General features: G+C 66.6%; 18 protein-coding genes. 8 read left to right on the top strand and 10 right to left on the bottom strand.

The window, feature by feature from the left end; all coding sequences use genetic code 11:
• Positions 1-17 precede the first annotated feature (17 nt).
• The 3 genes from AC1DZT_RS11875 to AC1DZT_RS11865 are packed head-to-tail and all read right to left on the bottom strand — an operon-like array spanning position 18 to position 2,676.
• Complete coding sequence (locus tag AC1DZT_RS11875; protein WP_478006847.1) at positions 18-461, bottom strand: nuclear transport factor 2 family protein; 444 nt, start codon at positions 459-461, stop codon at positions 18-20.
• A 44-nt stretch (positions 462-505) separates the two neighbouring features.
• Positions 506-1,492 carry an alpha/beta fold hydrolase gene (locus tag AC1DZT_RS11870; protein WP_478006846.1) on the bottom strand — a complete coding sequence of 329 codons (987 nt, stop codon included), beginning with the start codon at positions 1,490-1,492 and terminating at the stop codon, positions 506-508.
• Positions 1,489-2,676, bottom strand: coding sequence for an MFS transporter (locus tag AC1DZT_RS11865; RefSeq protein WP_478006845.1), 1,188 nt, complete (start codon positions 2,674-2,676; stop codon positions 1,489-1,491). The genes AC1DZT_RS11870 and AC1DZT_RS11865 overlap by 4 nt, the downstream gene beginning before the upstream one ends.
• Positions 2,677-3,243: 567 nt before the next feature.
• Here AC1DZT_RS11865 and AC1DZT_RS11860 point away from each other — a divergent pair.
• Entirely contained in the window at positions 3,244-4,539 is a 1,296-nt protein-coding gene (locus tag AC1DZT_RS11860; protein ID WP_478006844.1) for an epoxide hydrolase family protein, read from the top strand.
• Between the two features lie 22 nt (positions 4,540-4,561).
• Here AC1DZT_RS11860 and AC1DZT_RS11855 read toward each other — a convergent pair whose 3' ends face one another.
• The 5 genes from AC1DZT_RS11855 to AC1DZT_RS11835 form a co-directional block, all read right to left on the bottom strand.
• Positions 4,562-5,431 carry a helix-turn-helix domain-containing protein gene (locus AC1DZT_RS11855; RefSeq protein WP_478006843.1) on the bottom strand — a complete coding sequence of 290 codons (870 nt, stop codon included), beginning with the start codon at positions 5,429-5,431 and terminating at the stop codon, positions 4,562-4,564.
• 151 nt (positions 5,432-5,582) lie between these two features.
• The gene (locus tag AC1DZT_RS11850; protein WP_478006842.1) at positions 5,583-6,296 is read right to left on the bottom strand and encodes a response regulator; all 714 of its coding nucleotides are present in this window, start codon (positions 6,294-6,296) and stop codon (positions 5,583-5,585) included.
• Positions 6,293-9,007 (bottom strand): hybrid sensor histidine kinase/response regulator, encoded by a 2,715-nt coding sequence (locus AC1DZT_RS11845; RefSeq protein WP_478006841.1) that lies wholly within the window; start codon positions 9,005-9,007, stop codon positions 6,293-6,295. Before AC1DZT_RS11845 ends, AC1DZT_RS11850 begins: the two co-directional genes overlap by 4 nt.
• 173 nt (positions 9,008-9,180) lie before the next feature.
• Entirely contained in the window at positions 9,181-10,917 is a 1,737-nt protein-coding gene (locus AC1DZT_RS11840) for a calcium-binding protein (RefSeq protein ID WP_478006840.1), read from the bottom strand.
• A gap of 226 nt (positions 10,918-11,143) precedes the next feature.
• Positions 11,144-13,000, bottom strand: coding sequence for a calcium-binding protein (locus tag AC1DZT_RS11835; protein WP_478006839.1), 1,857 nt, complete (start codon positions 12,998-13,000; stop codon positions 11,144-11,146).
• A 411-nt stretch (positions 13,001-13,411) separates the two neighbouring features.
• Here AC1DZT_RS11835 and AC1DZT_RS11830 point away from each other — a divergent pair, with 411 nt between their 5' ends.
• Genes AC1DZT_RS11830 through AC1DZT_RS11810 form a run of 5 tightly spaced genes read left to right on the top strand, consistent with a single transcriptional unit; the run spans position 13,412 to position 18,531 of the window.
• Positions 13,412-14,491 (top strand): substrate-binding domain-containing protein, encoded by a 1,080-nt coding sequence (locus tag AC1DZT_RS11830; RefSeq protein ID WP_478006838.1) that lies wholly within the window; start codon positions 13,412-13,414, stop codon positions 14,489-14,491.
• A gap of 13 nt (positions 14,492-14,504) precedes the next feature.
• Entirely contained in the window at positions 14,505-15,983 is a 1,479-nt protein-coding gene (locus tag AC1DZT_RS11825) for a sugar ABC transporter ATP-binding protein (protein ID WP_478006837.1), read from the top strand.
• Positions 15,976-16,926 carry an ABC transporter permease gene (locus AC1DZT_RS11820; RefSeq protein WP_478006836.1) on the top strand — a complete coding sequence of 317 codons (951 nt, stop codon included), beginning with the start codon at positions 15,976-15,978 and terminating at the stop codon, positions 16,924-16,926. The genes AC1DZT_RS11825 and AC1DZT_RS11820 overlap by 8 nt, the downstream gene beginning before the upstream one ends.
• Positions 16,923-17,858, top strand: coding sequence for an ABC transporter permease (locus AC1DZT_RS11815; RefSeq protein WP_478006835.1), 936 nt, complete (start codon positions 16,923-16,925; stop codon positions 17,856-17,858). The genes AC1DZT_RS11820 and AC1DZT_RS11815 overlap by 4 nt, the downstream gene beginning before the upstream one ends.
• A 22-nt stretch (positions 17,859-17,880) precedes the next feature.
• Complete coding sequence (locus AC1DZT_RS11810; protein WP_478006834.1) at positions 17,881-18,531, top strand: cyclase family protein; 651 nt, start codon at positions 17,881-17,883, stop codon at positions 18,529-18,531.
• On the opposite strand, the gene AC1DZT_RS11805 is transcribed toward AC1DZT_RS11810, so the two are convergent.
• Together AC1DZT_RS11805 and AC1DZT_RS11800 are read right to left on the bottom strand one after the other, a co-directional pair.
• Complete coding sequence (locus AC1DZT_RS11805; RefSeq protein ID WP_478006833.1) at positions 18,528-19,604, bottom strand: L-idonate 5-dehydrogenase; 1,077 nt, start codon at positions 19,602-19,604, stop codon at positions 18,528-18,530. The two genes, AC1DZT_RS11810 and AC1DZT_RS11805, sit on opposite strands and share 4 nt — an antisense overlap.
• Positions 19,601-20,326, bottom strand: coding sequence for a GntR family transcriptional regulator (locus AC1DZT_RS11800; protein ID WP_478006832.1), 726 nt, complete (start codon positions 20,324-20,326; stop codon positions 19,601-19,603). The genes AC1DZT_RS11805 and AC1DZT_RS11800 overlap by 4 nt, the downstream gene beginning before the upstream one ends.
• Before the next feature lie 117 nt (positions 20,327-20,443).
• Between AC1DZT_RS11800 and uxuA the strand changes: the two genes are divergently transcribed.
• Positions 20,444-21,673: a mannonate dehydratase gene (uxuA, locus tag AC1DZT_RS11795; protein ID WP_478006831.1), complete on the top strand. Its 1,230-nt coding sequence runs from the start codon at positions 20,444-20,446 to the stop codon at positions 21,671-21,673.
• A complete protein-coding gene (locus tag AC1DZT_RS11790; RefSeq protein ID WP_478006830.1) occupies positions 21,670-23,100 on the top strand; it encodes a mannitol dehydrogenase family protein in 1,431 nt (476 codons plus the stop codon). The genes uxuA and AC1DZT_RS11790 overlap by 4 nt, the downstream gene beginning before the upstream one ends.
• Positions 23,101-23,105: the final 5 nt, after the last annotated feature.

The following is a 23,105-nucleotide window of genomic DNA, read 5'->3' as shown; positions in this document are numbered from 1 at the left end:
CTCAACGCGAAAGGCCCCTAGGCCGCTTGCAGCGCGGCCTGAAGATTGCCCAGAACCCCCAGTTGGGCAAAGATCACCGTGGCGGCGGTGTAGCAGTGGAAAGAGGTCACCTTGCCGTCCTTGAGGTGAAAGACATCGCAGCAGGGCGCGTGCATCTGCCGGCCCGTGGCGGGCAAGGTGCCGGCGGGCATGACCAGCGGGCCGTCATTGGTGCCGTTCAGCGTCAGTTCGACGATGATCACGTCATCGGTGATGTAGAAATTCCCCAATTCGCGGTGCATGTCGGAAAAGGCGGTGGCATAGATCTCGACCGTCTTGCCGATGTCCTTGCCATAGTATTTGGCCCCGGCAGAGACATCCCAGAAATAGCCCTCCTCGGCAAAGAGGGCGACAAAGGCCGCGATGTCGCGGACCTCGGCGGTGCGGTAAAGTTCGCGGATGACGTCTTCATTGGTGGGCATGGCGGTCTCCTTGGGGATGGGGGGAATGTCGAGGGGCCCGGGCGTCATTTCAAAAAGCCGGACACCTGGGTGAAGGTCAGCGCGGGCTGTTCGTCGGGGATGAAGTGGCCGGTGTCGGGCACCTGCACGAGGGTCACATCGCTGGCGTGCATGGCGAGCGAGGCCTTCATCCAGGCATAGCCCGGCCCCCCCAGCGCCAGGATCGGGGCGGTGACCTTGGGATAGGACTCGTTGTCCAGGATGTCTTGCGGGAAGGCCTGATACCAGGCATCGCCCGCCCGGATCTGATCGGCGCTGTCGTAATGGGCGGCATAGACGGCGCGGTCGCGCGCATCGAGCTTGCTGTCGTCCTGCATCAGGTAATGGAAGAACCACTTCTGCGTCACGGCCGCCTTTCCGGCACCCAGCTCCTCGGGCAGGCCCTTGACCTGGTGATAGGCGAACCACCAGGGATAGGCGTGCTGGGCATCGGCCTTGTCGCGAAAGGCCCCGACGGCGGGCAGAAGCGTCCAGCTGGTCAGGGAAGCGTCGGGATGCGGCACATCCATCATGACCACCTTGCCGGTGGCCTCGGGATAATTCGCGGCATAGGCGAAGGCGACCATCGACCCGATGTCGTGGCCGACAAGATCGACCTTGTCATAGCCAAGCGCCTTGGCCAGTGCATGGATGTCGCTGGCCATGCTTTTCTTCTCATAGCCCGCCGCCGGCCGATCCGAGGCGCCCATGCCGCGCAGGTCGATCGAGACGACGCGGTGGGTCCGCGCCAGTTCCGGCATCAGCCGATGCCATTCCCACCAGGTCTGCGGCCATCCAGGCAGAAGGAAAACCGGCGGCCCCTCTCCCCCGGCCACATAATGCAGGGAGATGCCGTTGACCTCTGCCCTGCCCTCGCGAAAGCCCGGCAGGGACTGGACCAGGGCGGCGTCGGTGATCTGGCTGGGATCGACGGCGGGCGCGGGGTTGTCGGCTTGGGCTGCCAGGGGCACAAGGGCCGTCAGGGCAAAGGCAAGCGCCGGAAAGCGGTTCATTTCAGGTCTCCTTGACGTAAAGGGCGGTGGGCGCGCAGCAGAAGGGCGGCAACGAGGGCGGCGCAGGCCAGGTTGAGCAGGGTGCCAGCCAGAAAGGCCGCCGACAGACCGCCGGCAGTGACACAGAGGCCGCCGGCGAAAGAGCCACCCGCGACGGCGATCTGAAAGACGGTGACCGTCAGGGCAGAGCTGGTCTCGAAGGCCTCGGGCTTGGCCGCATAGGTCCAGATCTGGAGAGTGACCGGCAGCGCCCCGAAGGCGACCCCCCAAAGCGCCAATGCGGCGGCGAGGTTGACCAGATCGCCGTCGATCCGCCCGGTCAGAGAGATCGCGGCCGCCATGGCCAGGACCACGATCAGAAAGCCCAGCTTCGGGTCGCGGGCGCTCAACCGTTCGCCCACCAGGGTGCCGGCGATCCCGGCGGCGCCGTACAGCGCCAGCAGCGCGGCAAAGGCCCCTGCCCCGGCCCCCGCCTCGATCAGACGCGGCTCCAAATAGGTATAGGCCGCGAAATGGCCCGCAGCGGCCAGCATGGCGGCGGCAAAGGCCGAGAGGAGATCACCACTGCGCAAGACCCCGCGCATCCCCGCAAGCGTCTGTTTCGCAGCCATTCTTATCGGCGGCAGAAAGGCCATCTGCGCCGCCCCGACCGCGAGGCACAGCAGCGAAATCGCGCAAAAGGCAAAACGCCAGCCCTCGACGGCGCCAAGCGCGGCACCCAAAGGCACGCCGACGACCGTGCCGACCGATATGCCGCCGATGATCACCGAGGACGCGCGATTGCCCTTGTCCTCGGTCACAAGCTTGCGGCCGACGGCCACGGCAAAGGTCCAAAGCCCCCCGACGCTGACCCCCAAGAGGGCCCGCCCCGCCACGGCGACCGCGAAGCTGGGCGCGATGCCGACGATCAGATTGGACAGCAGGATCAGCAGGGCAAAGCCGATCAAAAGCAGACGGCGGTCCGCCCCCCCGGCGAGGATCGCCAGGATCGGCGCCGAAAGCGCCGCCACCACGCCCGGCGTCGTCACCAAAAGCCCGGCGCGCCCGGCGGTGACATCGAAATCGCCGGCGATCTGCGACAGAAGGCCGATCGGCAGGAACTCACTCGTCACCAGAACGAAAGTCCCCGCCGCGACCGAGGTCACGGCCGCCCAGGGGTGGCGCGGGGGGTGCGGATTGTCCAAGGGCGGCTCCCTGCGCGATTGGGCCTGGATGAAGGCAAGACGGTCGACATCGGCGCCTGGCGCCCCGGCAAGCTGCCCGACCATCCCGGTGTCGGACGCAACAGGGCAGAAGCTAGCCCCGAAGCGGCGTCGAAGACGATGGACGTTCTTGCGCAAACTGCACGTTCTTGCGCCAATCTTTTTGGTCGCAGGCAAACCATAATACGACGGGGAATCAATAATTTGCGCAAGGCAACGCTTTGCGGGCCTGATCAAACCGAAGGTTCTGCAACCCACCCCGCCAATCATCGAACCCGCCACATTCCGGCGCAATTTCGTCCCGGAACCGCAAGAACGTCCATTGTTCCATGGCCGCCATCGCAAGAAGATTGCCGCATCGGGCGGCATAGATCGGCCCACCTCACGCGGATCACGCGTGACAACCGTCGGGTCCTGATCGTCCATGTGGATGAACAATGTTTCCATCGCGCACGGCTTCCCGGCCCGAACGGCCCGGCCTAACTTGCCCCCATCAGACGACAAAAAGGCGACCGGACCCGGCAAGCCTCACCCTTCAAGGAGACGATAATGGACAGCCAAGCGACACCCCGCCCCGCCGGGATCGACCCCGCACGCCGGATGTTTCTGAAAACGGTCGCCGGGGCCTCGGCGCTCCTGGCGCTGGATGCGGTGGCGGCAGAGGCCTCCACCGAGGGCCTGGTGCTGCCCAAGGCCACCGGTGCTATCACCCCCTTCAAGGTCGATGTGCCGCAGGAAGAGATCGACGATCTGCGCCGCCGCCTGAAACGGGCGCGCCTGCCGGAAAAAGAGACCGTCACCGATTGGTCGCAGGGCGTACCCCTCGCCGCGGCCGAGGCGCTGATCGCCTATTGGCGCGATCAGTACGACTGGCGCAAGTTTGAAAAGCGCATCAATGCCTATCCGCAGTTCCGCACCGAGATCGACGGGCTGGGCATCCATTTCATCCATGTGAAATCGAAACACCAGAACGCGCTGCCGATCATCCTGACCCATGGCTGGCCGGGCTCGGTGGTGGAATTCCTCAAGGTCATCGGGCCGCTGACCGACCCGACCGCGCATGGCGGCAGCGCCGAGGATGCCTTTGACGTCGTCATCCCCTCGCAACCCGGTTTTGGCTTTTCCGACAAGCCCACGGCCGAGGGCTGGAACGTGGTGCGCACCGCCAAGGCCTGGGGCGTTCTGATGCAGCGTCTGGGTTATACGAAATGGGTGGCGCAGGGCGGGGACTGGGGCTCGGGCGTGACCCATGCGCTGGGGCATATCCGCCCCGAGGGTCTGGTGGCCGCCCATGTCAACTGGCCGTTGGTTTTCCCCGAAAAATTCCCCGAAAACCCCACGCCCGAGGAACAGCGCGCCATAGAGGCCGCAGGTAATTTCGCCAACGACCAGTTCGGCTATTTCAAGGAACAGGCCACCCGGCCGCAGACCATCGGCTATGCGCTGGCGGATTCGCCCACCGGCCAGGCCATGTGGATCTACGAGAAATTCCAGGCCTGGACCGACAATGACGGCAAGGTCGAAGACGTGCTGAGCCGCGACGAGATGCTCGACGATATCTCGCTTTACTGGTTCACCAACACCGCCGCCTCCTCGGCCCGGATCTATTGGGAAAACGCCCGCAACAGCGGTGGTTTCGACGCCGGGCGGATCGAGCTGCCGATGGCGGCGACGATCTTCCCCAAGGAAATCTACCGCGCCCCGAAAGCCTGGGCCGAGGCGCATTGGCCGAACCTCTTTTACTGGAACGAGGTCGACAAGGGCGGCCATTTCGCCGCCTTCGAACAGCCGCAGCTGTTCTCGGAAGAGATGCGCAAGGCCTTCAAGTCCATCCGCGCCGCGTGAACCGCGCACATGGGCCGGATGCCTAGCCGTTCTCGCGCCGCCAGGCCGCCGGGGTGGCGCCGACGCGGCGGCGGAAGGTCCGGCTGAAATGCATCGCGTCGCCAAAGCCCGTGGCATTGGCGACGGTATCCAGCGACACATCGGTGCCCAGCAACATCTGCTTGGACATGTTGATGCGCTGTTCCAGCTGCCATTGGTAGGGCGACAGGCCGGTGGAGGCCTTGAAGGCGCGGCAGAAGTGCCATTGCGACTGGCCGGCCAGCTCTGCCAGCTCCTGCAGTTCGATCTGGCGGGGCAACTGGTCGTTCATGTAGTCGATGGCGCGCCGGACCTGCCAGGGCGCCAGACGCTTGGCCTCTTTCACCTCGAAATCATCGGCGGAGAGGATGCCGAAAATCGCCGCCGTCAGACTGTCGCCCAGCAGCTGCGCCGCGGCATCCGCGCCGGAAATCTCGATCAGCATCCGCACCAGCGCCAGGATGCGCGGTTCGGCAAAGCGCAGCTTCGGGCGTTCGAAGGTGCGCAGGACGAAATCCTCCTGGAACCGCTGGACCAGGGTTTCGACGTCGAAGAGCAGCACGGCGTAGTGGCAATAGTCGATCCCGGCTGTAAAGCCCCACATCCGCATGCCCTTGGGGATCAGCGCCATGTGGTTCGGCCGATGCTCGACCGGGCAGGGCTGATTGCGCTTCAGCCGTGGCTCGGTGGCGCCGCCGACCTCGCTGAGGTTGATGGTCAGGCCGGTCTCGGTCTCGCTGACCAATTCGTTCAGAATCCAGCCCTTGGCGCGCTCTTGCCGGTCCTCGACGCTGACACCGTTCCAGGTCCGGGCCCGACGCTCGACGCTGACGATGTTGTCGAGGAAGGAGGAATGGACATCGAATTTGGTCATGCAGGCTCGGATCGGAGGTTGAGGTGGCCGAGGATCGGCCCCCGGCTAGGTCATGGCCGCCGACCATTCCCCCAGCGGCCGCCGTCGTCAAGGGCGATGCGCTGCAGCGCGGCGTAAACGCCGCACGCTGATCCCAGCCCCGCCTTCGCCCCTATTCCCCGTCGGGCACCAGCATGTAGCCCTCGCCGCGCACGGTGCGCAGGACGGCGGGTTTGGAGGGGTCGACCTCGATCTTCTTGCGCAGCCGGGTGATCCGGATGTCGACCGAGCGGTCGAAAGGGTCCCAGCGCTGGTGATGCGCCATTTCCAGCAGCTGGTCGCGGGTCAGCACGCGCTTGGGGTGGCTGATGAAAGTGTAAAGCAGGTCGAACTCCATCGAGGTCAGCGGCACCTGTTCGCCGTTCTCGTCGAACATCGTCTTCTGTTCGACATCGACCACGCAGCGCCCGATCCGGGTGCGGCTGGCCGGGCGGCCATTGGTGACATGGACCGGGGCCATGGTCCGGCGCAGCACCGCCTTGATCCGCGAGCGCAGCTCAGCTGGCTCGAAGGGCTTGGGCAGGTAATCGTCCGCCCCCATCTCCAGCCCCACCACCCGGTCGAGGACCGAACCCATGCCGGTCAGCAAAAGGACCGCGGCATGGCTTTCGGCGCGCAGCCAGCGGGTCAGCGACAGCCCGTCCTCGCCGGGCATCCGAAGATCGCAGATGACGAGATCCGGCCGGACCTGCGGCACGAGGCGGCGCAGGTCGGCGCCGTCGCGGGCCGTGATGACGGCATAGCCCTCGTCGGTCAACAGCTCCTCCAGCAACTCGCGCATCGGTTCTTCATCGTCGCAGACGATGATGCGGGCTTTTTGGGTCATCCCGGACCTCCTTCCTTGCCAAGCAACGACAACGCGGCCTCTCTGACCTGCCGCGGGTCGAAGGGTTTCTCGATGACGGGACGATCGACCGAAGCTTTCAGCCGGTCCCACTCGCGATGCAGCACATCGCCCGAAATGAAGATCAGATGCCGCGCCAGCAGAGGATTGGTGGCATTCAGGCGGTTGTAGAAGGTGATGCCATCCATGCCGGGCATCGAGACATCGCAGAAGATGCCGTCGAAGGTCATCTCGCCCAGCCGGTCGAGGGCGGATTGCCCGTCAGAGGCGATCACGCAGTCGATGCCGAGCGGCGTCAGGCAATCGGCGAGGATGGCGGCGATCTCGACCTCGTCATCGACGATCAGGATGCGGCCGAGGCTCTTCGCCGTGCCATGCTCGCCCGCCTCTTCGCCCTGCGGCGCACCGCTCGCCACGCCGAGCGGCAGGGCGATGCGGAAACTCGCGCCGCCTCCGGCAGTCTTGAACTGCACCAGCTTGCCGCCATGCGCCTCGATCATGCTCTTGCAGACCGAAAGGCCAAGGCCGGTGCCCTGCCCCACCGCCTTGGTGGTGAAGAAAGGGTCGAAGATCCGGCTGGCGATCGCATCGGGCACGCCGGGGCCATTGTCGGCCACGGTCAGATGCAGCCATTGCCCCGAGGGGCAGAGGACGGCCCCGATGTCGAGCTTGCGGGGACCCTCCTGTTCTTCCAGCGCGTGCTGGGCGTTCAGGATCAGGTTGATCAGGACCTGGACGATCTGGTCTTCATCGACCTCGATCTTCAAAGGCTCGGGCAGATGGGTGACGGTCCAGGCGATGTTGACCTTGCGCAGCGAATAGGTCGTCATCTCCAGCGCGGCTTCGATCAGGTCGCCCACCTCGGTCTGGGTGCGGCGCGGGCCGGTCTGGCGGGCCATGGCGAGGAAGGTCTTGACGATGCGGGCGCAGCGGTTCGCCGCCTCGCGCAGCTTTTGCAAGGGCGGCTCGTGCGGGGTGCCGGCCAGCTTTTCCTGCAGGATGGCGGCGCGGCCCAGCACCACGGCGAGGGGGTTGTTGAGCTCATGCGCGACCCCGGCCAGAAGCTGACCGAGGGCCGCCAGCTTTTCGGACTGGTGCAGGTTGTCCTGCGCCTGGCGCAGGGCGTTGCGGGCGGCGTAAAGTTCGGTGATGTCGCTGGAGACGCCGCCGATCCGGTCGATCTCGCCCTCGGCATTCCGCAGGGGGAAGATGGTGTTGAGGATCACCACATCGCGGCCCTTGGCGTTGTGGTGATATTCCCGCGTCACGGGCTTGCCGGTTGCCAGCAGCTCCCGCTGGGCCTGGCGCGATTTATCGGTCTCGGGGCCGGTGTCGAAGGTTTCGGCGGTGACATTGGGCAGGTCGGCCTCGCTCAGGCCATAGAATTCCAGCGCCCATTTGTTGGCCATCAGATACTGGCCGTCGAGCCTGCGCAGGTAAAGCTCGGCCGGCACATTGTCGAAGATGGTCTGCAGAAGGTTGCGCGCCTCCTGCAGTTCGTTGCGCGCCTCGTAAAGCTCGGTCACATCCGAGGCGAAGCCGCCGATCCGGATGATCCTGCCCTCGCCATCGCGGACCGGGAAGATCGAGTTCAGCACGATGCGTTCGCGGCCCTCCAGACGCAGCCGGTATTCCATCGTCACCGGCTGGCCGGTGGCCAGAAGCTGGGCCTGCGCCTCTTCGGCCGGGCGGCGCTGCTCCTCGGTGTCAAAGCTCTGCACCGCCACGCCGATGATCTTGGCGGGATCATCCGCCCCCATCACGGCGGCCCCCCATCGGTTGACGGTGACGAGCCGCCCGTCCAGCTCGCGCAGGTAAAGGACGGCGGGGACGTTGTCGAAGATGGATTGCAGAAGGTTGCGCGCGTCCTGCAATTCGTTGCGCGCCTTGTAAAGCTCGGTCGCGTCCAGCATCATGCCGCCGATCTGGATGACCGCGCCGTCCTCGTCCAGCACCGGAAAGAAGGTCATCAGGCCGATGCGGTCGCCGCCGGGCAGATGGTAGGTGAAGGGCCGGGTGATCGGCTTGCGGTCGCGGACCACGGCGGCATCGGCCTCGCGCACGCCGTCGAAGTTCTGCGGCTCGCGGAAGCGGGCCATGTCATGGCCGACCATGTCCTGCGCATTGCGGCCAAGGAAATTGGCGCCCCAGGTGTTGATCATCACCAGCCGATCCTGCATGTCGCGCAGATAGATCGCGGCGGGGATGTTGTTGAAGATGGCCTCCAGGCTCGCCTGGGCGCGCTTCAATTCGGCCGTGGTCTGCTTTTGCGCCGAGATGTCGCGCAGGTTGGCCACGAAGCAATGCCGGCCATCCATCTGGGTATCGGTGATCGACAGTTCCACCGGAAAGACAGAGCCATCGGCGCGCAGGGCCTCGACCTCGACCCTGCGGCCCACGACCACGGGCTTGCCGCCCTTCAGGTAGCGGTCCATCCCGCGGCGATGGGCCTCGCGGTGGTGGGGGGGGACGATGGTCGCTTCCATGGTGCGCCCCAGCACCTCGGCGCGGCGCCAGCCGAAGGTGCGTTCGGCGGCGGCGTTGAACTCGATGATGCGGCCTTCGGAATCCGAGACGATGATGCAATCCAGCGCCGAAGACAGGATGGCATCGGCCAGCTTGCTGCGGTCCATCGACGGCAGGTCGGCTGCCGATGGGTCCGTGTCCCGGGTGGTGTGTTCGGTGTCGCTCATGGGCGCAAGGCTCCCCTCGCCGGCAGGATACGAGCCTTTTGTTTCAAGAGACCGTGTGTTTGGGAAGTCTCTCGTTTCAATTGTTTCAGCGACGCCCCCCGGTTCGGGGGGCGCCGCAGGGGGTTTTCTGCGGGTAAGGTGAGGAAATCGCGGGCGAAACCGTGCGACGGGGGTTAAAGGATGAAATCGCTGGCCTGCAGATCGTAGACCCCGACGACGAGAACGCGGAAATCGCTGGTCCCGTCGCCGTTCACATCGCCCTCGACCATGGTGCCCATGAGGTTGGTCGAGATGTTGAGATCCCCGGCCGAGGCGAAGAAGGGCCGGATAGCATTGAAGTGGAAAGCGTCGTTGGTGGCGGTGCCCGCGACGGCGTCGATCAGCGAGAGGTCGATCTTGTCGCTGCCACGGACGAAATCCATCACGCGGTCGAGGCCGGATACCGGCGCATCGGCCAGCGTGGCAAAGATGAAGCGGTCGGCCCCGTCGCCGCCGTAAAGCAGGTCCACCCCGGCATCGCCGCGCAGCTGGTCGCTGCCCGCGCCGCCATAGATCTTGTCGTTGCCCTCGCCGCCCCAAAGCCGGTCATTGTCGCCGTCGCCCGAGATGGTGTCGTTGCCGATGCCGCCATAGAGGAAATCGTCGCCGCCAAAGCCGGTCATGCTGTCGTTGCCCGCCTCGCCATAGGCGAAGTCGACGCCGAGCCCGGTGTTGACCAGATCGTTGCCGTCGCCGCCATATACCCAGTCGTCGCCCGCCCCGGCCAGCAGGCTGTCATCGCCCGCGCCGCCGTAAAGCCGGTCGGCATCGTTGCCGCCGTCCAGCGTGTCATTGCCCACCCCGCCGTCCAGCCAGTCGATCCCGGCGGCGCTGCGGATCTCGTCGGCGCCGGTGCCGCCATAGACGGTGTCGTTGCCGTTGTGGGTGAAGATCACATTGTCCAGCGCATTGCCGGTGACGGTGCGGGCAGAGCCTGCCACGTCGGTGGTGAAGGTCAGGTTCTCGATCGCGTAAAGATTGGCGCGGGTCATGTCGACGCTGGCGCCGCGCACCTCGATCGTATCGGTGCCCGAGGCGGAATACTCCACGATGCTGTCGGCGCCGTCGGTGTTCCAGTTGCGCAGCACATAGGTGTCATCCCCTGCCCCGCCATACATCTTGGCGCCCAGGGCAAAGTTCAGGATCAGCCGGTCGTCGCCATCGCCGCCATAAAGCTTGTCGCCCTGGCCGTAATAGGCGTCCAGCGTGTCATTGCCCGCCATGCCCTTCAGCACGTCCCGCACGATCGAGCCCAGCATGTTGTTGCCCGAGCCATTGCCCGTGACATCGACGCCCAGCACCGTGTCGTCGATCTTGTTGTCCCAGGTGATGCGGTCGTCCTGCGCATTGCCGTTGTCGGCGATCAAGTTCTCGACATTGTCGGCCATGACGAAGCCCGACCAGCCGGTCGAAAGCACGATCGTGTCGATGCCACCGGCGGAGCCGGCATCCTCGTGGATGATCGCATCGGCGGTGCCCATCGTGATGGCGCGGACATCGTTATAGCGCAGGAGGACATAGGTATCATTGCCCGACCCGCCGTAGATGTCGGTCTCGCCGCTGCCGCGCAGCACGACCTGGTCATTGCCCTCGCCCAGATAGAACTGCTGGTCGGCATACCAGGCCCCGCCGTCATCGACGATGAAGTCATCGCCAGAGCCGGCATTGATGAAGGTATTGCCGACGCCCGACAGCAGGGTGTCGTTGCCCTCGCCGAGGAAGAACAGGCTGACCCCGCCGGTCGAGACGACATTGTCGTTGCCGCCATAGGTATAGACCGAGTCGTTGCCATCCCCGACCCAGACATAGTCGGCCTTGGTTGGATCGCCATAATAGGTGTCGTCGCCGTCGGTTCCGGTATAGCTCGGCATCTCAGGTCTCCCCGTTGTCATGATCTGCGCCCCTGGCGCTGCATGGGGCCAATCTGCGGCTTTCGTGTTTCATGGCGATGTCCGCAGGGGACAAAAGCGTTTCAATTGTTTCTGCCGGGGCGGTGCTGAAAGCTTTGTTTCGGGCAGGCGCTGGCGGCAGCTCGGACGCAAAAGGAAAGGGGCGGCCCCGTGGCGCCGCCCCCTCCCCCGCTTGCCATGCCTCCGGTCAGAGGATGAAATCGCTCGCCGTCATCGCGTAGTCGCCCACCACCAGGATGCGGAAATCCGACACGCCGTCGCCGTTCACATCGCCCTCGACCATAGTGCCCATCAGGTTGGCGGAGATGTTGAGATCCCCGGCCGAGGCGAAGAAGGGTTTGACCGCGTTGAAGTGGAAGGCGTCGTTGGTGGCCAGCGTGCCGCTGATCGCGTCGATGGCCGAAAGGTCGATCTTGTCGCTGCCGGCGGTGAAATCCATGATCCGGTCCAGGCCCGAGGTCGGCGCGTCCGAAAGGGCGCGGAAGATGAACCGGTCGGCCCCCGCCTCGCCGTAAAGCAGGTCCACCCCTGCCCCGCCATTGATCATGTCATTGCCGTCGCCGCCATGCAGGATGTCGTTGCCGGTGCCGCCATAGATCTGGTCGTTGCCGCCGTCGCCCCACATCAGGTCATTGCCGGCATCGCCGTAAAGCCAGTCGGCATTGGCCGTCGTGCCGCCGAAATCGCCATAGACCGTGTCGTTGCCGTCGCCGCCATAGGCGAAGTCGCCACCGTCGCCCGAGCGGATCGAGTCGTTGCCGATGCCGCCATATTGCCAATCCGTGCCGCCCGAGCCTTCCAGCGTGTCGTCGCCATCGTCGCCGTAAAGCTTGTCGTCGCCCACCTCGCCGACGAGGTAGTCATTGCCGACATTGCCATAGACCGTGTCATTGCCGAAGCTCGCAAAGACCGTGTCATTGCCCGCCGCGCCGTCGATCAGGTTGCCGTAGATCGACCCGGTGATCACGTTGTTCAGGCCATTGCCATAGCCCTCCGAATAGCCGGCGAAGGAGAGGCGCAGGTTTTCGACATTGGCGCCGAGCGTGTAAGTGGAGAGCAGGCTTTCCACCTTGTCGATGCCGGCGCTCAGCCCCTCGACCACGGTGTCGGTGCTGTCCTGGACGACATAGTAATCGTCGCCGGTGCCGCCATCCATCGTGTCGGTGCCCGCGCCGCCGTCGAGGTAGTCGTTGCCGCCCTCGCCATAAAGCTTGTCGACCCCGGCGCCGCCATAGACCGAGTCATTGCCCAGCCCGCCGCGCAGCATGTCGCTGCCGCCATTGCCGCTGAGGATGTCATTGCCCGACCAGCCCCAGATCGAGTCCGCACCGCCCGCGCCGCGGATCTCGTTGTTCAGCCCGTTGCCGTTCAGCGTGGTGGCGATGGTCAGCCCGGCATCCATGAACAGGTTTTCGAAATTGTCGCGCAGGGTATAGCCGGACAGGTCGGTGTAGATCGTGTCGGTGCCCTCGTTGGCGTTTTCGATCACGGTGTCGAGGTCGCTGTCCGCCGCGCTCAGCCGGTAGCCGTCATTGCCGATGCCGCCATGCAGCGTGTCGGCACCCTGGTCGCCGTTCAGCCAGTCATTGCCCTCGCTGCCCCAGAGGTCGTCGTCGCCATCGCCGCCGTAAAGGCTGTCGTTGTCGGTGCCGCCGACCAGGGTGTCATTGTCATTGCCGCCATAGAGGAGGTCGTTGCCGCTGCCGCCTTCGAGGCTGTCGCGCTCGTCGAGGCCGTAAAGCTTGTCGTTGCCCGACCCGCCCTTGAGCCAGTCCGTCTCGTCCCAGCCCTTCATCGTGTCGTCGCCGCCAAGGCCCTCCATCGCCCAGCCGGTCTCGGTCCACCAGGTGCCCGCGCCGGGGATCCAGTAGGAATCGGTGCCGGTGAGGTTGAAGGTCTTGATCATCTCTTCCGAACTGTCGGACCCGATGTCGAGGTTGATCTCGATCATCTCGCCGCCGACGGACATCAGGGCGAACCAGTCCGCGCCGAATTGCCCGGTGGACCAGATTATCGGAAATTCGGTGGAGGGTGCGTTGGCCATGGTGATCTCCTGAAGATGGGGGTGGCAAGGGTGCTTGCGTGATGGTGCCGGTATGGGCCCCGGATGTTTCAGGTCTGTGCCGCGACGCGGGCGATTGTGTTTCATTGGTTTCAACGCGGCCGTGCCGGGCGGCCGGCCCCTCTCCCGCCGCCCCGCCGCATTCGGTTCTTGACATGGTACCATACTAGAGTAGCAATGACGTCAGAGCATCAGGCGCGAATCCGAGGGGAGAGGCAGGTGCAAGGCACCGGGTCCTGCCATCCCGGCAGCGCGGCGCGCCCGGCGCAAGGCGCGCGACCCGCGGGGAGGCGGGGCCACGGCGGAAAGGTTCGGCGCGGAAGATGATCAAGGGGGGCCGCCGCATTGCGCGGGACGGGCCGGGGAAGACGGATGTCACAGGAGGATGACAGGATGACCAGCAAGATGATGAAGAGGGGCCTTCTGGGCGCGGCCCTGATGGGCGCCACGGCGATGGCGTCGGGCATGGCGCTCGCCGATGGCGTGGCTACAGGCGACACCAGCGGGATGAAGATTGCCTTCAGCAATTCCTATGCCGGCAACTCGTTCCGCCAGATCATGATCAAGAACTTTGAATCGATGGCGCAGAAGGCCGTCGACGACAAGGTGATCGCAGGCTTCACCACCGTCTCTTCGGACAACAACGTGACCGAACAGGCCGGCCAGATCCAGAACCTGATCCTGCAAGGCTACAAGGCGATCATCGTGCTGGCCGGCTCCGACACCGCGCTGAACGGCGCCATCAAGGAGGCCTGCGACGCGGGCGTCACCGTCGTCTCCTTCGCCAGCGGCGTGACCGAGCCCTGCGCCTACAACGTCGATTACAACCTCGACAGCTATGCCAAGACCGAGCTGGACTTCATCGCCTCGAAATTCGGTGACAAGCCGGCCAATATCCTGGAAATCCGCGGCATGGCGGGCGATGGCTTCGACAAGCGCCTGCATGAGGGCGTGGTCAAGGCGATGGCCGCCCATCCCAGCTACAAGAGCGTCGGCGAGGTCTATGGCCAGTGGACCGCGACCGTGGCCCAGAAAGAGGTCGCAGGCATCCTGCCCTCGCTGCCCAAGGTCGATGCCGTCCTGACCCAGGGCGGCGATGGCTGGGGGGCAATGCAGGCCTTCAAGGCCGCCGGACAGAAGCCGCCGATCATCATCATGGGCAACCGCCAGGACGAATTGCAGGCCTGGAAGGACGAAAGCGCCAATGGCTACGAGACGATCTCGCTCGGCGCCACGCCCTCGGTGTCGCAGGTGGCCTTCTGGGTGGCGCAGCAGATCCTCGCGGGCAAGGAGGTGCCGAAATTCGTCGAAGTGCCGCTGCTGACGGTCAACCAGCCCGATCTCGATGCCTGGCTTGGCCATGTCGAAAAGGGCGGCGTGCTGAATGCCGACTATCCGCAGGCGCTGGTGGCCTCTATCATCGACGCCAACGCGGCCCATGCGCCCTTGCCCGGCGTCCCCGCGCCGAAGTGATCAGGACGAGAGCATGATACCTGGTGCGGCCTTTGCCGAACGACCTGCGCCGGCATTGGCCGTACCGCCCCTCCTGCAGGCCACGGGCCTGAGCAAGACCTATGCGGCGGTCAAGGCCCTGACCGCAACGGATTTCTCCCTCAGCCCCGGCGAGGTCGTGGGCCTCATCGGCCATAACGGCGCGGGCAAGTCGACGCTGATCAACGTGCTGGCAGGCACGGTGGAGCGGACCGCCGGGGCCATGGCGCTGAACGGTGTCGAGGTGCCGCGCTGGTCCGCGCTGATGGCGCAGCGCGCCGGTCTGCGCTGCGTGTTTCAGGAACTGTCGCTCTGCCCCAACCTGACCGTCGTGGAAAACACCCGCGTCCTGCACCGGTCGCTGCGCGGCCCCGGCTGGAAGGCGCGGGCCGAGGCGGCGATCGCCAAGGCGCTGGACGCGATCTTCCCGGGCCACGGGATCCCTTTCTCCCGGCCCATCGCCGAGCTGCCGATCGGCCAGCGCCAGATGGTCGAAATCGCCCGCGCCTTCAGCGAGACCGACGCCCCGGTGCGCGGCATCATCCTTGACGAGCCGACCTCCTCGCTCGGGCCAGAGGCGACGCGCCAGCTTCTGGCCCATATCACGGTGGCCGCCACCCGCGGGATCGCCTGCATCCTGATCACCCACCGCCTGAACGAGATCCTCGCCGTGGCCGACCGGGTCGTGGTGATGAAGGACGGCGCGATCATCTCGGATGTCGCCAACCGCAACCTGACGCGCGGTACCCTCCTGAACGCGATGGGCTCGGTCGAGGTGGCGCCGCGCAGCCATCAGGCCGCCTCGCGCCAGCAGGGCCCCGCGATCCTGACCCATCCCGGAAGGGACGCAGCCGACCTGGCCGTGACCCTGCGCCCGGGCGAGATCCTCGGCTTTGCCGGGCTGGACGGCCACGGCCAGCGCGAACGGCTGCGGGCGATCTTCGACAGCGCCCGCGCGGGCGGCACCGCAGTGGCCTTCGTCGCGGGCGACCGCGTGGTCGAGGGCGTCTTCCCGCTCTGGTCGATCCGCGACAATCTGGTGATCCGCAGCCTGAAGGGGCTGGCCCGCCACGGCATCCTGTCGCTGGCCCGGGGCGATGCCCTGGCCCAGACCTGGTTCGACCGGTTGAAAGTCCGCGCCCCCGGCATCGGCGCACCGCTCCTCAGCCTCAGCGGCGGCAATCAGCAGAAGGTGCTCTTCGCCCGCGCCCTCGCCTCGGATGCCGGCATCATCGTGCTGGACGATCCGATGCGCGGCGTCGATGTCGGCACCAAGCAGGAGGTCTATGCCCTGATCAAGGAACAGGCCGAAGCGGGCCGCGCCTTCATCTGGTATTCCACCGAAATCGAAGAGCTGGAGAATTGCGACCGCGTGCTGGTCTTCCGCGAGGGCCGCGCCGTGGTGGCGCTGGAGGGGGCAGAGATCGGCCACAACCAGATCGTCGAGGCCAGTTTCGGAGGCGGCAATGCCTGACCGCGCGCTCATCCACCGTTCCTTGCCGATCCTGCTGCCCAGCCTCGCGCTGGTCGTGATGCTGGCGGTGATCTTCACCATCCAGCCCAGTGCGATGAGCTATTTCGGCTTCACCCTTCTCTTCAAACTGTCGCCGCCGCTGGTCTTTGCGGCGCTGGCGCAGATGCTGATCATCCTGCAAGGCGACATCGACCTGTCGAACGGCGCCTTCGTCGGCCTTGTCACCTGCATTGCCGCGATCTTCCTGATCGACACGCCCTTCCTTGCGGTGCTGGTGCTGGCCGCGGCGGTGCTGACCTATGTGGCGCTGGGGTGGTTGATCCACCACCGGCAATTGCCCTCGATCATCGTGAGCCTTGGCGCCTCGTTCATCTGGCTGGGGCTCGCGATCATCATCCTGCCCGCGCCGGGCGGGACGGTTCCGGGGTGGCTCAAGACCGCGATGGCCTGGAAGCCGCCGCTGATGCCCCTGCCGATCTGGATTGCGCTGGCTGCGGGCGGGGTGGCGCATCTGGTCCTGATGCGGTCGTCGCTGGGGGTGATGCTCAGGGCTTCGGGCGGCAATCCGCGGGCGGTGCAAAGGGCGGGCTGGTCGATCCCGGCGATCCGCTTTGCCGTCTATGCCGCCGCGGCGCTGCTTCTGGTGCTGGCCGGGCTGATGCTGGCCGGGCTGATCACCTCGGGCGACCCGAATGTGGCGCCCTCCTATACTCTCCTCGGCGTCGGCGCCGTGGTTCTGGGAGGCGGGTCCTTCGTCGGCGGCCAGGTCTCGCCGATCGGCACCGTGATCGGAGCCTTGACCCTGTCGCTCGCCGGATCGTTCCTCAGCTTCGTGCAGGTGCCGCCGACCTGGCAGATCGGGGCGCAGGGGGTGATCCTGTTCCTGGTGCTGGTGGGCCGCGTGCTGGTCGATGACCCCGCGCGGATCGGAGGCCGGGCATGATCCGCAAGTTCCTGCCCCCCTGGACCTATGGCTTTGTCGCGGCCGCCCTGATGCTGGTCACCATCGGCCTGCAATCGGGCGCGGGCAGCGTCGGGCCGACCCTGACGGCGGCGCTCGCCTTCGGCGCACTGTCGGTGCTGGTCGGCACCGGGCAGATGTTCGTGATCACCTCGGGCGCGGGCAACCTTGACCTTTCGGTGCCCGCGGTGCTGACGCTCGCGGCCTATGTCGCGATGACGGTGCTGGACCGGACGGGCGGCGTGATCATCCTCGGGCTCGCCGCGGCGCTGGGGGTCGGCGCCGTAGCGGGGCTGCTCAACTTCGCCGCCATCCGCTTTCTGCGCCTGCCGCCGATCATCGCCACCCTGGCCTGGAGCTTCATCTTCCAGTCCTTCGCCTATAACCTCGGCGGCGAGGCGACCCTGAAGCCGCCAGAGGCGCTGTCCACCTTCACCACGATGCGGCTTGGCGGGGTGCAGGTGATGCCGCTGACGATCATGGCGCTCAGCGCGGTGGCGGCGCTGGTGCTGGTCTTCACGATGTGGGGCCGCAACCTGCTTGCCACCGGCCAGAACGAACGGGCGGCGCATTTTGCGGGCATTAGGGTCGGGCCGGTGCGACTGCTGGCCTATGTGATCTGCGGCATGACGGCGGGGCTTGCCGGGCTGCTGCTCTCGGGCTTCACCGGGGGGGCGGCGCTGAACATGGGCAACACGTACCTCATGGAATCCATCGCCATCGTGGCGCTTGGCGGCACCAGCGTCGCGGGCGGTCAGGCCAATGCCATCGGCATCTGGGGGGCGGCCTTGTTTTTCAACCTGATGGGCACCATGCTGAACATCTTTCAGGCCGGTGCCGGGGTCAGGTTCGTGCTGATGGGGGTCCTGATCGTGATGATCGTGGCCGTCGTCCCGCGGCCACGCGCCCGCTGAGGCCCAGACGGAAAGGACGGCGATGCTGATTGATCTGACCCACCCGATGCGCAACGGAATGGCGGTCTGGCCCGGCCATCCGGTGTTCCGCCAGCGCCCCGTCTCGCGGCTGGAGGATGGCGCGCTTTCCTGCAACCACGCGCTGGAGATGTCGGAACATTCCGGCACCCATTTCGACGCGCCGGCGCATTTCATCGCCGGCGGCGCCACCATCGACGCCATCCCGGTGGAGCGCTTCTTCGGCAGGCTCGCCACGATCTCTGCCCCGCTGGCCTCCGACAGCGAGGTCGAGGCGGCGCTGATCACCGATTTCGAGGCCGCTGAGGGCCCGATCCTGCCGGGCGATGCCGTGGCCTTCCACTTCGGCTGGGACCGCTTCTGGCAGGGCGAGACGGCGCGGATCTTCCGCGACTGGCCGGGCCTGTCGGGTGCGGCTGCGGATCTGCTGATCGCCCGGGGCGTGCGGATCGTGGCGACGGATGCGATGTCGATCGACCGCTACAGCTCCACCAGCTTTCCCGCCCATCGCAAGCTTCTGGCGGCCGAGGTGCTGATCGGCGAGAATTTCGCCAACCTCGGCCTTCTGCCGCCCTTCTGCCAGCTGACCACCCTGCCCCTGAAGATCGAGGGCGGCAGCGGCGCGCCCCTGCGGGCCGTGGCCGAGGTGCCCTAGACGGCGGGGCTTTCGGGGCCGAAGGTGATCTGCACCTTGACCGACCGGCTGCGGTCGGCGGCCACTTCCATCGCCTGTTGCGCCTGATCGATCGGGAAGGACTGGGTCACGATCCTGCCCAGCGGCAGGCTGCGGGCGTTGATCAGCGCCACCGCCTCGGCAAATTCGTGGTGAAAGCGGTGCGAACCGGCAATGGTGATCTCCTTGCCCACCAGGACGTTGAGCGCGATGGGCAGGTCGCCCGCCACGCCGACCTGCACGATGGTGCCCAAAGGCCTGACCGCGGCAAGGGCGCTGCGCAGCGCCGGGGCGGCGGCCGAACATTCGAAGGCGAGGTCGAACTGCCCCTTGTTGCCCATCCAGGGCTCCAGATCCGCCTTGGTCACGTTGACTGTGCTGGTCGCGCCCATGGCCTTCGCGATGGCGAGGGTCGCATCCTGCAGATCGGTGACCACGACCTCCGTCGCCCCGGCATGGGCGGCCAGCGCGGCACACAGTGCGCCGATGGGGCCGGCGCCGGTGATCAGCACCCTTTTGCCCGCCACCGGCCCGGCCAGACGATCGGCGCGCGCGAAGGCATGCAGGCAGACGGCAAGCGGTTCGGCCAGGGCGGCCTCGGCCATCGGCACGTCGGGGCCGACCTTGTGGCATTGGGCCGCGCCGATCACCATCCGGTCGCGGAACATGCCCTGTTCATGCGGCATCCTGAGGGCCGAGCCCTTGAACCGCATGGCCAGACAATGCTGGAACTGGCCCTGGGCGCAGAACTTGCACTGGCCGCAGGGATGCGAGGGGTTCAGCGCCACCCGGTCGCCCACCGCAACCCCGCCCACCCCTTCGCCCACCCCTTCGCCGAGCGCGATCACCGTGCCCGCCGCCTCATGCCCGAGGATGATCGGCTCTTGCACCCTTATCGGGCCAAAGCCGCCATCCTGCCAGTAATGCAGGTCCGAGCCGCAGATGCCGCCCGCGCCCAGGGCCACCAGAACCTCGCCCCTGCCCGGCGCTTCCTCGGCCAGGGTCTCGATGCGCAGGTCGGCTTTGCCGTGCAGGCGGGCGATGCGGAGTGTCATGGCTGGTCCTGGGACGGTTTTGCCGCGGCCTCGGGGTCGTCGAAGAACTCGGGCAGGCTTTGGCGGATCAAGGGAAGGTCGGCGAGGATGCCGCGCAGATGGTCGCGCATGGCGCCTTCGGCTGCGACGGGGTCATGGGCGGCGATGGCCGCGACGATCGCCTCGTGCTGGCCGATCAGCCGGACGAGGGGGAATTTCAGGGTGGACAGCTGGCGCACCCGGTCCATCTGGCTTTTCATGCCCTCGATCACCCGCCAGGCATGGGCCTTGCCGGCCGCCTCGGCCAGGGTTCGGTGGAAGGCGTCGTCCAGCGGGATGAAGGCCCGGGGGTCGCTTTGCACCACCTGCCGCTGCGCCGCAAGCAGGCCGGAAAGCTCGGCCAGAAGCGCGGCATCCGCCATCCCGGCCACCAGCTTGACCACATCCGCCTCGATCGCCTCGCGCACGAAGCGGGCATCCATCACGGCGCTGGTCGAGATCTTGCGCACGAAAGTGCCGCGCTGCGGGCGCACCTCGACCAGGCCCTCCTCGGCCAGCTTGATGAAGGTCTCGCGCACCGGCTGGCGGCTGACGCCGAAGCTTGTGGCCACATCCGCCTCGGACAGGCGGGCGCCCGGCACCAGTTCATTGTTGACGATCCGGTCGCGCAGCGCCCGAAACAGCTGCGGCCCGACGGCCGTGGTCAGATCGACCAGCCTGAGATCTTCGACACCCTGCGCCATGACGCCTCCTGTTTCGTGTTGTGGGCCAAACTACCATACTAGTCAACCCAAACGACATCTGCTATCTCACCAGACAGCGTTACATGATCGACACCTGCCCCGCAAAGGAGACACCCCATGCGTCAGACCTGGCGTTGGTTCGGCCCGAAAGACCGGATCAAGATTGACGATATGATGCAGGCCGGGGTTCAGGGCGTCGTCTCGGCGCTGCACCATGTGCCGACCGGCGCGGTCTGGACCCCGCAGGAGATTGCGCTGCGTCAGGGCCAGATCGGGGTGATGCAGGACGGCGCCCCCTCCGGCCTGGCCTGGGAGGTCGTCGAAAGCCTGCCGGTGTCGGAGGATATCAAGAAGCAGAAGGGCGCGTGGCGCGACCATATCCGCAATTGGACCCAGTCGCTGCACCACCTGCGCGCGGCGGGGATCGAGGTGATCTGCTACAATTTCATGCCGGTGCTGGACTGGACCCGCACCGACCTCGCCTGGCGGCGGCCCAATGGCGCGCGCTGCATGCGCTTTGACCTCACCGATTTCGCCGCCTTCGATCTGCATATCCTCGCACGCCCCGGCGCCGCCGAGGAATTTCCCGCCGAGGTGGTCGAGGCCGCCGCCCGCCGCTTTGCCGAGATGACCGAGGCGGAAAAACAGCGTCTGACCGCCAATATCGTCTTCGGCCTGCCCGGCGCGGCAGAGACGATGAGCCTCGAGGACGTGCGCCGCCATCTGGCCGAATATGACCATATCTCGGAAGAGCGGCTGCAGGCCCATCTGATCGACTTTCTGGCCGAGGTGACGCCGGTGGCCGAAAGCCTTGGCCTGCGGCTGTGTTGCCACCCCGATGACCCGCCCTTCCCGCTTCTGGGCCTGCCGCGCGTCATGTCGACGCCGGCGCATTATGCCCATGTCATGCAGGCGGTGGACCTGCGCGCCAACGGGATCACGCTTTGCACCGGCAGTCTGGGCGCGCGGCCCGACAACAACCCGGTGGATCTGATGCACAGCCACGCCGACCGCGTGCATTTCCTGCATCTGCGCAATGTCACCATCGAGGGCAGCGCCCTGCGCAATTCTTTCTTCGAGGACGCCCATCTGGAGGGGCGCACCGACATGGTCGAGATGCTGGCCGCCGTGGTCGCCGAAGAGCGCCGCCGCAAGGCCGAGGGGCGCGCCGACTGGTCGATCCCGATGCGGCCCGACCATGGGCAGGACATCCTCGACGACATCGGCAGGCAGGCCCAGCCGGGCTATCCGGCGATCGGCCGGCTGAAAGGGCTGGCAGAGCTGCGCGGCATCTACACCGCGCTGACCCATCCCGCCGTCAGCCCCGCCCCCGTGATCGACGCATGACGCGGCTTTCCAGGCTGGATCAGGTGCCAGCGGCACTTCGCCCCGGCTATGCGCCGTCCGAGCATGGCGTGGGGATCGTGCATCTGGGGCTTGGCGCCTTTCACAAGGCGCATCAGGCGGCCCTGACCGACCTGGCGCTGGCGGCCTCAGGCGGCGATTGGCGGATCCTCGGCGTCTCGCTGCGCTCACCCCGCGCGGTGGAGGAGATTGCCCCGCAGAACGGGCTTTACACGCTGATCGAGCGCGGGGCTTCGGGCACCAGGGCGCGGGTGATCGGGGCGATTGCCGGGGCGCTGTGCGCGGCGGGGGACCCGGGGCCGGTGCTGGCGGCGATGGCGGCGCCCGGCTGCCGGATCGTCAGCCTGACGGTGACGGAAAAGGCCTATGGGCTTGACCGCGCGGCGCAGGGCTGCGACCCCACCCATCCCGCCGTGGCCGCCGATCTGGCCGCACCGCAACGCCCGCAAGGCGTTCTGGGCCTTCTGGTCGAGGCGCTGCGCCTGCGCCGCCTGGCCGGGATCGCCCCTTTCACCGTGCTCTGCTGCGACAACCTGCCGGAAAACGGCGTGCTGTTGCGCGGCGCGGTCCTCGACTTTGCCCGAAGCCTGGCGCCCGACCTCGCCGCCTGGATTGCCGAGACCGTGGCCTTCCCCTCCACCATGGTCGACCGGATCACCCCCGCCGCGACCCCCGACACCCTGGCCGAGGCCGCCCGCCAGACCGGGCATGCCGATCTCGCCGCGGTCGAGACCGAGCCCTTCTGCCAATGGGTGATCGAGGATCACTTCCCCCTCGGCCGCCCCGCCTGGGAGGCCGCCGGGGTGATCTTCACCGCGGATGTCGCCCCCTATGAGACGGCCAAGCTGCGGATGCTCAACGGCAGCCATTCGATGCTGGCCTATGCGGGCTTTCATGCCGGCCACCGTTTCGTGCGCGAGGTGATGCAGGATGCGGCGCTGGCAAGGCACGTCCGCCGGCATCTGGGCGCTGCTGCGGCCACGCTGCCGCCCCTGCTGGGCTTTGACCTCGACCACTATGCCAGCGACCTCGCCCTGCGGTTCGAGAACCCCGCCATCGCGCACCAGACCTTCCAGATCGCGATGGACGGGTCCGAGAAGATGCCGCAGCGCATTTTCTCTGCCGTGGCGCGGGCGCAGGATCTGCGCCCCTTCGCCTTTGCCACCGCGGCCTGGCTGCGCCATGTCAGCGGCAGCACGCATGACTGCGCGCCTTACGAGCTGCGCGACCCCCGCGCCGCAGCCCTGCAAGCCGCTGTGGCGGGCCGTGACGCCGCGGGCATCTTCGCGGGCGTAACGGGGATTGTGCCCATCCCCCCGGCCTTGCAGGACCTGACGCTGCCGCTTCTCTCCGCCATGCTGCAGCGCCCGATGGAAGCGGTGCTGGCAGAAGAGGCCGCCCGCGCCTGAGGCGC

Source organism: Rhodobacter sp. P1_C2, from assembly GCF_056406375.1.
Note: the sequence above shows the minus strand (reverse complement) of the source record. Positions and strands in the feature narration are given on the sequence as shown.

Coding starts and splice junctions, on each gene's coding strand:
- AC1DZT_RS11875 (WP_478006847.1), bottom strand. CDS start 461: ATGCCCACCAATGAAGACGTCATCCGCGAACTTTACCGCACCGCCGAG.
- AC1DZT_RS11870 (WP_478006846.1), bottom strand. CDS start 1,492: ATGAACCGCTTTCCGGCGCTTGCCTTTGCCCTGACGGCCCTTGTGCCC.
- AC1DZT_RS11860 (WP_478006844.1), top strand. CDS start 3,244: ATGGACAGCCAAGCGACACCCCGCCCCGCCGGGATCGACCCCGCACGC.
- AC1DZT_RS11855 (WP_478006843.1), bottom strand. CDS start 5,431: ATGACCAAATTCGATGTCCATTCCTCCTTCCTCGACAACATCGTCAGC.
- AC1DZT_RS11850 (WP_478006842.1), bottom strand. CDS start 6,296: ATGACCCAAAAAGCCCGCATCATCGTCTGCGACGATGAAGAACCGATG.
- AC1DZT_RS11845 (WP_478006841.1), bottom strand. CDS start 9,007: ATGAGCGACACCGAACACACCACCCGGGACACGGACCCATCGGCAGCC.
- AC1DZT_RS11840 (WP_478006840.1), bottom strand. CDS start 10,917: ATGCCGAGCTATACCGGAACCGACGGCGACGACACCTATTATGGCGAT.
- AC1DZT_RS11835 (WP_478006839.1), bottom strand. CDS start 13,000: ATGGCCAACGCACCCTCCACCGAATTTCCGATAATCTGGTCCACCGGG.
- AC1DZT_RS11830 (WP_478006838.1), top strand. CDS start 13,412: ATGACCAGCAAGATGATGAAGAGGGGCCTTCTGGGCGCGGCCCTGATG.
- AC1DZT_RS11825 (WP_478006837.1), top strand. CDS start 14,505: ATGATACCTGGTGCGGCCTTTGCCGAACGACCTGCGCCGGCATTGGCC.
- AC1DZT_RS11820 (WP_478006836.1), top strand. CDS start 15,976: ATGCCTGACCGCGCGCTCATCCACCGTTCCTTGCCGATCCTGCTGCCC.
- AC1DZT_RS11815 (WP_478006835.1), top strand. CDS start 16,923: ATGATCCGCAAGTTCCTGCCCCCCTGGACCTATGGCTTTGTCGCGGCC.
- AC1DZT_RS11810 (WP_478006834.1), top strand. CDS start 17,881: ATGCTGATTGATCTGACCCACCCGATGCGCAACGGAATGGCGGTCTGG.
- AC1DZT_RS11805 (WP_478006833.1), bottom strand. CDS start 19,604: ATGACACTCCGCATCGCCCGCCTGCACGGCAAAGCCGACCTGCGCATC.
- AC1DZT_RS11800 (WP_478006832.1), bottom strand. CDS start 20,326: ATGGCGCAGGGTGTCGAAGATCTCAGGCTGGTCGATCTGACCACGGCC.
- uxuA (WP_478006831.1), top strand. CDS start 20,444: ATGCGTCAGACCTGGCGTTGGTTCGGCCCGAAAGACCGGATCAAGATT.
- AC1DZT_RS11790 (WP_478006830.1), top strand. CDS start 21,670: ATGACGCGGCTTTCCAGGCTGGATCAGGTGCCAGCGGCACTTCGCCCC.